This is a genomic window from Synechococcus sp. SYN20, assembly GCF_014279555.1.
In the GTDB taxonomy this organism is placed as follows: domain Bacteria; phylum Cyanobacteriota; class Cyanobacteriia; order PCC-6307; family Cyanobiaceae; genus Synechococcus_C.
Map to the genome: position 1 here is coordinate 1,933,736 of NZ_CP047959.1, position 11,790 is coordinate 1,945,525.

The following is an 11,790-nucleotide window of genomic DNA, read 5'->3' on the forward strand; positions in this document are numbered from 1 at the left end:
AGCTGAGAATGAACCACTGCGTGCTCGAGGTGGATGTCCTTCAAGCTCCCACCCTGCGATACACCCAAGACAATCAAACGCCCATTGCTGAGATGGACGTGTCCTTCGATGCCCTCAGGCCCGATGACCCCAAAGGGCAGTTGAAAGTGGTGGGATGGGGCAACCTCGCTCAAGACCTTCAAAACCGAGTGCAGGTCGGGCAGCGTCTCGTCATTGAAGGCCGACTGCGTATGAATACTGTTCCCCGTCAAGACGGCACGAAAGAGAAAAAAGCTGAGTTCACCCTCTCGCGGCTGCATTCAGTGGGCGCGGCTGGATCCACGACAGCATCAAGCCAAGGCCAGCCCCCTGCCGCAGCGCGCACAGCTCCAGCTCGACCCGTACCAGCTCAAATGCCTCAGTCCGCCGAATCAACGGGCAAGCCAGCGCAAGCCGGCCAGGATTCAGCGGCTCAGTGGAACACCTCTCCCCTCGTTCCCGAGACCGACGACATTCCGTTTTAAGACCAAGGGGCTGCAAAGTTTTCACTGACTTTTGTCAGAACATTGCTCTGCAGCACGCAACAGCAGCTGACCGAGCTCTCGCTCGAGAGCCGCTAAATCCAGTCTTAACTCTGGCCAGCGGCCGCGATCAATTTGTTCGAGTAACCAAGCACGATCGGCCTCCAGCTGAGCAATCAGCTCTCGGGTACCTACAGGCTGCACGGAGGGGATGTTCATGTTTATTGGACTTCTCCACCCATCCTGCAGCCCTCTTGGTCACAATGGCTTCAATGCACGGGCCCCCATGAACGAGCTCATTTCGCCCGGAAGTCTGATCACCATCGCTGGCGGTGTCCTCACCGTGGTTGGTGCTCTGGCCTACGGAGCTGGCAATGCCAATCTCAGCTTGCCCACCATTTTTTATGGAATTCCGATTCTTCTCGGGGGTCTTGCGCTCAAATCCTCAGAACTTCCCCCAGCACGCCGGGTGACACCCAAAGCAAAATTTCGCGAGGAACGCGAGGCTGCATCTCCTGAACTGGTCAAGCTGCTAAATGACGTCACGCGCTGGCGCTATGGGCAGAAAGCTCACCTCGAGAGCTCTCTCGAAGCGTTGAAACTCTGGGATGAGGACAAGCCTTCTCAGCTGCTGGAAATTGAAGAGATCAGTAACGAAGGTGGATATGGCCTCAGAATGCGTTTTGCCTGTGAAGCCGTCGGTCTCGAGCGTTGGCAAGAACGCCGCGAGCGCTTAGGTCGTTTTTTCGCCAAGGGTTTAGAGGCGCAAATCCTGCCGTTGGAGAACGATCAACTTGATTTGAAGCTGCTTCCAAAGAGTGACGCCACGACAAGCGAGCATGGAGAGCCCTGAGCAGCTTCAAATGGATGATTCCCTAAGGGTCTCCGTCCTGAGTGAGGCCCTCCCTTACATCCAACGTTTTGCTGGGAAACGGCTCGTAGTCAAGTACGGCGGTGCGGCCATGGTCCACGCAGAGTTGCGTGATGCCGTCTTTCGCGACATCGCCCTGCTGGCCAGTGTGGGAGTGCAACCTGTGGTTGTTCATGGCGGAGGCCCAGAGATCAACACCTGGCTGAAGCGGCTCAATATTCCCTCTGAATTTCGTGACGGCTTGCGCGTCACCGATGCCGACACGATGGACGTGGTGGAAATGGTTCTTGTCGGCCGCGTGAACAAACAGATCGTCAATGGACTCAACCGACTGGGAGCAAGTGCTGTAGGTCTCAGCGGTAGTGACGGCCGACTGGTCGAGGCACGTCCCTGGGGTGATGGCAACCACGGCTTGGTCGGCGATGTGGCACGGGTGAATCCAGATGTGTTGGAACCACTCCTGGCACGGGGATACGTTCCCGTGATTTCAAGCGTGGCTGCCAACCCGGAAGGGGAATCTCACAACATCAATGCCGACACAGTTGCTGGTGAGCTTGCTGCCGCACTCGAAGCGGAAAAATTGGTTTTGCTAACGGACACCCCAGGAATCCTTCGCGATCGTGACAACCCCGACTCCCTGATCCGACAACTCCGGCTGTCTGAGGCACGTCAATTGATCCACGACGGTGTTGTTGCCGGTGGGATGACGCCAAAAACCGAATGTTGTATTCGTGCCCTGGCTCAAGGGGTTGCTGCAGCGCACATCGTGGATGGTCGTGTCCCCCACGCCTTGCTCCTTGAAGTGTTTACAGATGCAGGCATCGGAACGATGGTTCTGGGCCGCGGTTAATCGATGACCAATGCACTGGCAGCCGCGGAAGCCGCTCTCGAGCGTGGCGATTACGGCCAGTGCATCGCACTGTTGGAGCAGCTAGCAGAAGCCAACCCGATCACGAACAGTCAAGGGGCTGAGATCCGCATGCTGTTGGTCACAGCTTGGATGGGGAAGGGAGATGAAAGCAAGGCGCTGAGCATCTGCCGACTGCTCACGCGTTGCAAGGATCTAGAGGTGCGCAACAGGTCGCGGCAGTTGCTGGATGTTCTTGAGGCGCCAAGCCTGGCAAGACCTGAGAGCTGGTCGATGCAACTCCCGACTTTGGAGATGGATCCAAGTGTGGGCAAACGTCCAAAGCTGTTGAGTCGCCGCAAGCTGCCGCCGCCGCCGCCATCACCTCCCACCGGTCCAACCAGGGCCCCAGCAGCAGGCTTCGCGGTGCTGGTCATCACCGTGCTGGTGGGGTTAACACTCTTGTTGAGTGGCTGCGTACGCATCACCGCAGACCTCAGTCTCCCTGGACCAGACAGGGTGGAGATGGCTTGGACAATCGACAGCCGCAGTGGCTTACAACTTCCTTGGCAGGACGCATTCAGCCAGGAGTTGAGGGCGAGGCATCTGCCTTGGAACATTCGAAACGCAGGCAACGGTCACCTTGAGGTGAAAGCACCAACTCAAAACAGTGAAGAGGCCTCTGCACTCCTCAGCCAAACGGTTGCGGCAGCAGGGCGAACCGCCGGCCTTCTCTTGCCGGCACCCACCCTCAAACTGGATGAGCGCAATTGGCTTGTCGGTCTTAAGCAGGAGCTGCTCTTGGAGCTGGATCTCAGCGCTCTTGACAGCCTGAATGAGCTGCAAATCGCGGTACGCCTTAGGGACCAAGCGAGCTTGCGCAGCTTGCAAAGCAGCCCTGCCATGGCGAGCAAAAATGCCAAGGGTGAGCTCATCTGGCCGCTCACAATTGGCGTTCAGAATCGTTTGCAGTGGAGTCAATGGCGCTGGAGCCGCCTTGGACTCGGCAGTCTCGCGATCTTGGCGCTGCTTGTGTTGACCGCCGGCCTGCAACGGCTTCGGCTGCTCATGGGTTTCGGCTACCCGGAATTACCGTCCTGAGTTCAGAGCTGCAGCGGGTCTGGATCAACAGCCAGGGCTACACCACTGGGTAAGCCATCCCACAGAGAGCTCCCGGGTGGCAAAGGCAAAGGCGAAGCTTGTGGACCATGCATCAATAGCTGCCAGCGACTGCGACCAGCAACCCGTGCCACCGGAGCTGGAGCAGGGCCAATGAGCTGCCAACCGGCGTTAATACAACCGGGGCGCAGTTGTTCCGCCAACACCGCTGCTGCTGTTGCCGTTGTGGATGCGGACGTCCCAGACAACCGCAACACGCACGCCCTGGCATAGGGCACCAATCCGGCTTCGCGGCGCTCTTGAGCTTCCTCCTCCAGAAAACGCTCATAACGGCCATCCACTAAATGCAAGATCACCGGATGATCAGGGCTATAGGTCTGAACGAGCACTTGCCCAGGACGCTCTCCACGGCCAGCCCTGCCTGCCAATTGCAACAACAACTGAAGCGCCTGCTCCCCAGCCCGGAGATCGGGACGATGCAACAGGCCATCAGCGGCCAACACGGCGGCAAGCGTGACGCGCGGTAAGTCCATCCCTTTCGCCAGCATTTGGGTTCCAACCAAGACATCGGCTTCACCAGCTGCAAATTGATCCAACAAACGCCGATGTCCGTCGCGTCCACCCGTGGTGTCGCGATCAAAGCGCAACAACCGCAGTCCCTCCAACTCAGACTCCAGCTGTTCCAAAACCCTTTGCGTGCCAGCGCCGAAGGGCTTAAAAGCCGACGAGCCACAGTGCCCGCAGTTGGCTGCGACCGGGGCTCGATGATCACACCAGTGGCAACGCAGCCACTGGTGACCGGTGCTTTTCCCATGAACGGTTAGCGCCACATCGCAGTGAGGACACTGGACGACCTCACCACAGCTGCGGCAGCTCAAAAACGTGCTGTAACCACGGCGTGGCACCAAGACAACCGCCTGTTCCCCCTGTTCGGGAAGTTTCGACAACCGATCCATCAGCGCCCTGCTGATCAAGCGCCGATGGCCATCGGCGAGCTCATGGCGCATGTCAATGATCTGAACCGGGGGCAAGGGTTGAGCCGAGATGCGCTGTTGAAGCCGAGCCAAGGCCAACGGTCCTTCTGGGGCTAGCTGAATCCAGGTTTCAAGGGAGGGTGTTGCACTTCCAAGCAACACACGACCTCCCTCCCGTTGCACTCTCGCCATCGCGAGGTCACGGGCGTGATAGCAGGGCATCGGGGACTCCTGCTTATAGGAGCTGTCGTGCTCCTCGTCCAACACGATCAAACCCAAGGGGCTAAGCGGCAGAAAGATGGAGGAGCGGGTGCCAACGATGACGAGTGGCTCCTCTGCATCCAGGCTGTTGCGCCAGGTGCGGACCCGTTCTCGTTCCGTGCAACCACTGTGATATTCGAGCACTCGAGAACCAAATCGACGCCGACAGCGATCCACCAGTTGGGGAATGAGACCAATTTCAGGCGTCAGCAACAACACATGCCGTCCTGCAGCCAACTCATCAGCGGCGAGCTGGAGGTACACCTCGGTCTTGCCTGAACCGGTAATCCCCCAAAGCAGCACACCCCCACCATCGGGCTGATCTTTAAAAGTGTCGATCGCAACCTGCTGCTCGTCGGTAAGGGTTCTCGGCACTTCCATCTCCGGAACAACTCCCAGCGACAGCGGACTTGGTTGGGCATCCGTAGCGAGACGCAACTCACGAACCAGCCGCTCTCGGCGCACCAGAGCTTGGACAAGTCCTGCTTGAAAACCTGCAGCAACGAGATCTCGCTGCCACGCGCCTCCTCCTAACTCCTGCAACTTGGCGACCAAGCAGGCCTGTCGCTTAGGCAAGTCAGCCTCCAAACTGGCGCTGCTGTCAGACAAAGACACCCACCACAGCCTGCGTTCCTTCACGGTTGAAACCACGCGCTGCCCCAACCAACCAGGAGGGAGAGCTGCTTTCAACATTCGAAACGGGCTGGTGTGGCAACGCTGCGCCATCTCCTCAAGCCACAACCTCCAGGCCTTTCCGACAGCAACGGGTTGAAGGAGAGCTTCCACCGGCTGAAGCGGGCGATTCTCATCCTCAGGTTGTGTGCGGCAAGCCGTGACCAACCCTTGAATGCGACGACCGCGAAGAGACACCTGAACAAGGTCCCCTAAACGGACATTCAGCTGCTTGCGATCGCAGTAGGTGAAGGTGCGACCATCCCGACCAGCCTCAAGCCAAACATCGACCACCACTAGAACTGGCGGAGGGCGGACGGGGTTTTTTGAAAAATCGGTTAAAGGGGTTGCGTTCATGACACCTTTTTTTTAAAATAAAAGGGTTGGACAGCTGAAAGGCTGTTGTTGGAACAAGCAGAGTTCCTTCCAAAGGGAAGATCCGAAGTTCGAGCCATGGGATTCCATGAAGCCGACCGGTCTGAGAATGCCCTTGACAGTTCTGCATCGGACCACTCCAGCTCTCTCAATTTTGCTTAACGCTCCGCGTTTTTCGTTGCGCACCGTTTCTATGACGGGAAGGTGACGCCACAAAAGCATCCGCCCTCATCCGGCCGGGTGCATTGACCGTTGATGACATTCGCTTCCTGTCCCGCTCTCTCCTTCGTTACTGACCGCCATGAGTCCTGCCGCGACCAAATTGGCACAGGCCAAAGCAACACCAGCGCCTTCGATCATGATGCTGGCCGATGAAAACGGTCAACCAAAGCAGGTAAAGGCCAAAGCAAAGCCTGCCTCGAAAGCCAAAGCAGCAACAAAGGCCACCACCAAAACAAAAGCGAGTAAAACCGCCCCCAAAGCCAAAACCAAAACCAAAACCAGCAAAGCCAGCAGCAAAGTAAAAGCCACCCCGACTGCAGCCAACCTGGACACATCAGCGGATCAACTGCTTGCTGCTACGGAGACAACAGCAAGCGCAGCAAAAGCGATTGAAGCGGCCGCAACTAAGGCCAAAGCAGAAGCGAAAGCCAAGGTTTTGGCGAGCATCAAAGTAGGGCCTAAAGGCGTTTACACCGAAGACTCCATTCGGGTTTACCTTCAAGAGATCGGACGCATTCGCCTACTGCGGCCGGACGAAGAGATTGAATTGGCTCGCAAAATTGCGGACCTCCTGCATCTCGAGGAACTCGCTGCGCAGTTTGAAAGCGACAACGGAAAACTTCCTGATACCAAGGAATGGGCAGCACTGGTTGAGATGCCAGTGATCCGCTTCCGTAGAAGATTGATGCTCGGCCGACGCGCCAAAGAAAAAATGGTGCAATCGAACTTGCGCCTGGTGGTGTCGATTGCCAAGAAATATATGAACCGAGGCCTGAGCTTTCAGGACCTCATTCAGGAAGGCAGCCTCGGCCTGATTCGTGCCGCAGAAAAATTCGATCACGAAAAAGGATACAAATTCTCGACCTATGCCACTTGGTGGATCCGTCAGGCCATCACCCGCGCCATCGCCGATCAGTCGCGAACCATCCGACTACCCGTTCACCTCTACGAGACCATTTCCAGGATCAAGAAAACCACCAAGGTCCTCAGCCAGGAGTTTGGACGCAAGCCAACAGAGGAAGAAATCGCTGAATCGATGGAAATGACCATCGAGAAATTGAGATTCATCGCCAAGAGTGCTCAGCTTCCAATTTCCCTCGAAACACCTATTGGCAAAGAAGAAGATTCACGACTAGGCGACTTCATCGAAGCCGATATCGAAAATCCAGAGCAAGATGTTGCCAAGAATCTTCTTCGCGAAGACCTTGAGGGAGTTCTTGCCACTCTGAGCCCTCGCGAGCGGGATGTCCTGCGCCTTCGCTACGGCCTTGACGATGGACGCATGAAGACATTGGAAGAGATTGGACAAATCTTTGATGTCACCCGTGAGCGGATTCGTCAAATCGAAGCCAAAGCTCTGCGAAAATTACGCCATCCCAACAGGAATGGCGTGCTCAAGGAGTACATCAAATAACAAGACAAGTTTGAGGTTGTATCTCTCCTGCCCCCTACCAAAGACAGGGGGTTTTTTAATGCTCCATGGTACGTAGGTCTATATCCACCAAAGCGGTATTAGTCATCGATACGCTTGAGAAAACCTTACCCGAAAGACGTGCATAAAATCAAACGCAACAGACAGAGCTCTTTCTCGTCAACCATGACACCAATCAGCTCCTCACACTCATACAAAACCTTCACTCAAAGCAAATGAATATCAACAACAGAAACACATCCCAAGAATTCCTAGAAGCCCTGGAATCTCTTAAGCAAGCAAGACTTGTTACCCACTCATTTATGACGCATGACCACCAATTCAAAGGCCTGACCGAAGCCGAACAGAATGACCTTCAAAACAGCATCACGCCTTTTTTTAATGCCATTTTCGAAATCGAAGACCGGATCCTGTCTTGGTATCGCGAGATACATCCAGAACTCTTAAATGATGACGACTTGATTGAATCAATCGAAGAAGAGCTTGGTTATGAAACGCTACTTTCCGAAAAAGGAAAAATTGACTTGGAAAAACTTTTCAAAGAGGACACTGAAAAAAACGATCAAAATTGAATACAATTTTCCTTAAAAGCATCATCCCGCGCTGCGGCCTATGAAGCATCCTCAATGCATTCAGTAAATTCTTGAAAAGCTCGCTTTAGTCGTTCAACAGGTGTCTCTGAAGGCGGACACTCCTGGGATGTATTGCGCGCATAGACCTGAAGCAGCCGGGGATCAGGGTCAAGAATGGATGCCACTGCAGCTTTGTAAACCACAATATTTTTTTGCGACGTCAAGCCCTCTAAATAAGGCTGCAATTGCCAAGGCTGATCCGAGCTGGCTTGGATCACACTGAGCGGACGGATCAATTGGTACGCCCGTTCGCCATCTGGATCGGTTGTATTCCTAAGCCGCGCCATCAAGACACCGCCACTGCTCAACAGGATCAATTTGATCGTGCCCTCATTCAAGAGTGGCAAAAATGGGAGAACCTCCTTAGCAGACATTGCCTGATCCAGAGCAGGCAGACCGTCTTTACGAACTCCGTTAACCACAGGCCCTGGCATGGCATTCACACAACTATGTTGAATTGTAAATCTGAGCGATTGTGCAAGGCGACAAACAGTCAGGCCTTTAGGTCTCAAGCGCAACGACCCATGCCAATTTTCATAGACATGCACGTGACGGCGGGGGGCACGTTTGCGTAATCTGGCGGATTGAAGTCTCTCAAACATGGCCCTAGAGCATCTGCGCATCGCCTCCCGCCGCAGCCAGCTGGCCATGGTTCAGACCAATTGGGTCAAAGCAGAATTAGAAAAAGCCCACCCCGGCCTTGCCATATCAGTTGAGGCAATGGCAACCCAAGGCGACAAAATTCTCGACGTTGCCCTCGCGAAAATCGGAGATAAAGGCTTATTCACCAAAGAGCTGGAAGCTCAAATGCTGGTGGGCCGTGCCGAGATCGCCGTTCACTCCCTAAAAGACCTGCCCACGAATCTTCCCGAGGGGCTGATGCTGGGTTGCATCACCGAACGGGAAGACCCCGCCGATGCCTTGGTGGTGAACAGCAAAAACGCTGAGTACAAACTCGAGACACTGCCAGAGGGCTCCATCGTTGGAACGAGCTCTCTACGTCGCCTTGCCCAACTGCGCTACCACTATCCCCATCTTCAGTTCAAAGACGTTCGTGGAAACGTCATTACGAGACTTGAGAAGCTCGACTCAGGCAATTACGACTGTTTAATTTTGGCAGCAGCTGGCCTCAGTCGACTCGGCTTCGGCGATCGAATTCACCAAAGCATCCCCGGAAACATCTCTCTTCATGCAGTGGGACAAGGAGCTCTAGGGATTGAATGCGTTTGCGATCGTCCCGAAGTGATGGAGCTGATTCAAGTGCTAAACCATGAACCAACTTCAGCCCGCTGCTTAGCAGAACGAGCATTCCTGAGAGTTCTGGAGGGCGGTTGCCAAGTGCCAATCGGCGTCAACAGCCATATTCAGGGGGACACAATCCAGCTCACTGGAATGGTGGCCAGCCTTGATGGCAAACGACTCATCCGTGACGAGCAAGCTGGCCCCCTAGCCGACCCTGAAGCGGTGGGACGAGACCTCGCCCACAAACTCAAGGATCAAGGAGCCGGCGAGATCCTTCAGGAGATCTTTGAACAGGAACGAGGCCAGTGATCGCTGGGGGTCAACGCTTAATTTCCACTGCCATCCCCACTTCCACGTGGTCATACAGCTTCTGAACATGCGCATTCAACATGCGTACGCAGCCGTTGGATACCGCCGCTCTGGTTTTCACCCAATGAGGCCAGGGAGTGCCATGAATTCCGAATTGATTGGGTCCACTTCGCAGGAAACCAATCCAGCGATGCCCCAACGGGCTTTGAAGACCACGTTTGGGATGCAGCTTCCCTGACTTAGTGCTCTGGTACTGAGGGTTCATCATCATGTTCTCGACCTTGAACAGCCCAGAGGGCGTAGGGGTCTTGGGATCACCAATGGCTACCGGCCATGGGCCAAGGGTCTGGCCCTGGCGCACAACGCTGATTTGCCTGCGGCCCAGATCCAACACAACACGCCCTTGCTCTGGCGGACGAACAGCCATCGACACTTGGATGGGCTGGGCCTGAGACAGCGCTGGAGCCGCCACGAGAAGAGAGGAAGCGAGCAATCCCAGTGAAGACAAAGGAACGCAAGAGGCGCATTTGAGACCCATGGATGGATAACCAAGACTCACTGGTCTCAACGTATGCACTGTGCGAAAAAAAAACCGCACACTGCGAGGAGTGAAACCTTAAGGATTTCAGAAATGTGCTACGCAAGCCCTAACCCATCAAATCTGGAATGAAGAACCAACCGTCCTGGCCCGAAGCAGACGCAAAGCTGTTCTTGCAAGCCATGCACGAAGTGGGCTCCATGGGAGGCATTGCAGACGTTGAGCCCATCACCATCGAAATGATGGAATCCATTCAGAACTTTGTTCTGAAGTCGTCCATCGACCTGAACCATCTAAAGGGCATCGCACCAGCAGATTTACCAGGAAAGATATCCGATCAAAAGAAACGCGAACAACTCCTTCAAATCCTCATTCTTCTTCCTTATGTTGACATGAAGGTCGACCCCAGGATGGTAGAAATTGTAGATAAATTTGCAGAACATCTAGAGATTCATCCCAATACAATCAAAGACTTACATCGAGTTCGAGACAACCACTTAAAGCGACTTTTACTCGATTATGGACGCAGGAGCTTAGGCGAATTCCTAGGCCTTGATTCAGCACCTAAAGTGATCAAAGGTGTCATCACAATGTTCCATCAAGCCATCGGAGATAAGGGTGTTTCCGAGCGCTACCAGCAATTAGAGTCCTACCCAGAAGGCAGCCTGGGCCACACTGTGTTCCATTGGTACCGGGATAGAAATTGGGCACTACCAGGAGAGAAAAAAAGCACATCTGAATTGCTCTTAAATCACGATTGCTGCCACATTCTTGGAGGATTTAATACAGATGTCCAAGGCGAAATGAATGTAGCAGCTTTTCAGGCTGGGCTTTTTGATGATGGCTTTGGATTTGAATCACTTCTAGAGGTTATTCTCGACTTTCACTTGGGAAAAGCTTTCAGCACTGTTGGAGATATCATTCCACCCTCAACAGGAGCCTTTCACCCTAACGATGCAATGGCAGGATATGAAAAGGGTTTAGCTTGTAATGTAAATCTCATTAGGGATTTAAACTTCTGGTCAGAAGCAGACCAATCCGTTTTCACTCTCAGAGAGAAGTTTAATATTCCAGCCTCCTCTGGCCCTCTTTTGATCAAGCCCTAAATCAGAGATTAAGCAATAAAAAGCGGGGTATCACCCCGCTTTTACCTACTTGTTCAACGAGAACACGAGGAGATCAGTCAACCAACTTAGGGTCGATGTCAGTCATGTAGCGAGCTTCGCAGCTCTTGATAATCTCCACAGCCTTTTCGGTACCAAAAAATCCATTCACCGTGCAGGTTCCTGGCTTCTTCAAATCCTTGTAGTGCTCCCAGTAATAAGTGGTTTCTTTCTTCCATTGCTCACCAAGATCTTCAAAGCTCTTGATGTGATCAACACGCTTGTCATCGGCCAATACGGCGATCACCTTGTCATCAACCTCACCACCATCATCAAAGGTCATGATGCCGATGATCCTTGCTTCCACGATCGAACCTGGAATTAAGGGTTCGGTCACATTCACGATCTCAATATCAAGAGGATCTCCGTCCTCGTCCCAGGTGCGGGGAATACAGCCATAGGCAAAGGGATAAGCCAGAGAGGAGTAACCGACCCGATCCAACTTGAGATGGCCTGTTTCCGTAATGAGCTCGTACTTGTTGATCGTGTTGGAGTTGAGCTCCACGATGGTGTTGAGGCGTAGCTCAGCCTCATCAGCAAAGGCCGGCAGCACATGAAGCAGGTTGGGCATGCTGCGGCTTGGAGCCTGGTCGAGATTGGCCATGGAAGAGGACGATCAGCGCCGGAATCCTA

13 protein-coding genes are annotated in these 11,790 nt (G+C 54.1%); 8 read left to right on the plus strand and 5 right to left on the minus strand.

Annotated elements, in window-relative coordinates; translation table 11 throughout:
* Positions 1-8 precede the first annotated feature (8 nt).
* Positions 9-503 carry a single-stranded DNA-binding protein gene (locus tag SynSYN20_RS10250; RefSeq protein WP_186523500.1) on the plus strand — a complete coding sequence of 165 codons (495 nt, stop codon included), beginning with the start codon at positions 9-11 and terminating at the stop codon, positions 501-503.
* 21 nt (positions 504-524) lie between these two features.
* On the opposite strand, the gene SynSYN20_RS10255 is transcribed toward SynSYN20_RS10250, so the two are convergent.
* Positions 525-719: a hypothetical protein gene (locus SynSYN20_RS10255; protein ID WP_186523502.1), complete on the minus strand. Its 195-nt coding sequence runs from the start codon at positions 717-719 to the stop codon at positions 525-527.
* Positions 720-786: 67 nt separating this feature from the next.
* Here SynSYN20_RS10255 and SynSYN20_RS10260 point away from each other — a divergent pair, with 67 nt between their 5' ends.
* From SynSYN20_RS10260 to SynSYN20_RS10270, 3 genes are read left to right on the plus strand one after another with little or no spacing between them, the layout of a single operon-like run.
* Complete coding sequence (locus SynSYN20_RS10260; RefSeq protein WP_186523504.1) at positions 787-1,353, plus strand: DUF2854 domain-containing protein; 567 nt, start codon at positions 787-789, stop codon at positions 1,351-1,353.
* A 10-nt stretch (positions 1,354-1,363) separates the two neighbouring features.
* Positions 1,364-2,221 (plus strand): acetylglutamate kinase, encoded by an 858-nt coding sequence (argB, locus tag SynSYN20_RS10265; protein ID WP_186525585.1) that lies wholly within the window; start codon positions 1,364-1,366, stop codon positions 2,219-2,221.
* A gap of 3 nt (positions 2,222-2,224) precedes the next feature.
* Positions 2,225-3,319: a DUF3153 domain-containing protein gene (locus SynSYN20_RS10270; protein ID WP_186523505.1), complete on the plus strand. Its 1,095-nt coding sequence runs from the start codon at positions 2,225-2,227 to the stop codon at positions 3,317-3,319.
* A gap of 2 nt (positions 3,320-3,321) precedes the next feature.
* Here SynSYN20_RS10270 and priA read toward each other — a convergent pair whose 3' ends face one another.
* On the minus strand, positions 3,322-5,601 hold the full coding sequence (priA, locus tag SynSYN20_RS10275) for a primosomal protein N' (RefSeq protein WP_186523506.1): 2,280 nt from the start codon (positions 5,599-5,601) through the stop codon (positions 3,322-3,324).
* Positions 5,602-5,920: 319 nt separating this feature from the next.
* Between priA and rpoD the strand changes: the two genes are divergently transcribed.
* Together rpoD and SynSYN20_RS10285 are read left to right on the plus strand one after the other, a co-directional pair.
* Complete coding sequence (rpoD, locus tag SynSYN20_RS10280; protein WP_186523507.1) at positions 5,921-7,255, plus strand: RNA polymerase sigma factor RpoD; 1,335 nt, start codon at positions 5,921-5,923, stop codon at positions 7,253-7,255.
* A gap of 233 nt (positions 7,256-7,488) precedes the next feature.
* Entirely contained in the window at positions 7,489-7,845 is a 357-nt protein-coding gene (locus SynSYN20_RS10285) for a hypothetical protein (protein ID WP_186523508.1), read from the plus strand.
* Positions 7,846-7,883: 38 nt separating this feature from the next.
* Here SynSYN20_RS10285 and SynSYN20_RS10290 read toward each other — a convergent pair whose 3' ends face one another.
* A complete protein-coding gene (locus SynSYN20_RS10290) occupies positions 7,884-8,339 on the minus strand; it encodes a DUF6561 domain-containing protein (protein WP_186523509.1) in 456 nt (151 codons plus the stop codon).
* A gap of 166 nt (positions 8,340-8,505) precedes the next feature.
* Here SynSYN20_RS10290 and hemC point away from each other — a divergent pair, with 166 nt between their 5' ends.
* A complete protein-coding gene (gene hemC / locus SynSYN20_RS10295) occupies positions 8,506-9,456 on the plus strand; it encodes a hydroxymethylbilane synthase (RefSeq protein ID WP_186523515.1) in 951 nt (316 codons plus the stop codon).
* A 10-nt stretch (positions 9,457-9,466) separates the two neighbouring features.
* On the opposite strand, the gene SynSYN20_RS10300 is transcribed toward hemC, so the two are convergent.
* Positions 9,467-9,994: a L,D-transpeptidase gene (locus SynSYN20_RS10300; protein ID WP_186523516.1), complete on the minus strand. Its 528-nt coding sequence runs from the start codon at positions 9,992-9,994 to the stop codon at positions 9,467-9,469.
* A gap of 128 nt (positions 9,995-10,122) precedes the next feature.
* Here SynSYN20_RS10300 and SynSYN20_RS10305 point away from each other — a divergent pair, with 128 nt between their 5' ends.
* A complete protein-coding gene (locus SynSYN20_RS10305; RefSeq protein ID WP_186523517.1) occupies positions 10,123-11,100 on the plus strand; it encodes a hypothetical protein in 978 nt (325 codons plus the stop codon).
* A 73-nt stretch (positions 11,101-11,173) separates the two neighbouring features.
* Here SynSYN20_RS10305 and SynSYN20_RS10310 read toward each other — a convergent pair whose 3' ends face one another.
* Positions 11,174-11,761: an inorganic diphosphatase gene (locus SynSYN20_RS10310; RefSeq protein WP_048346946.1), complete on the minus strand. Its 588-nt coding sequence runs from the start codon at positions 11,759-11,761 to the stop codon at positions 11,174-11,176.
* Positions 11,762-11,790 lie beyond the last annotated feature (29 nt).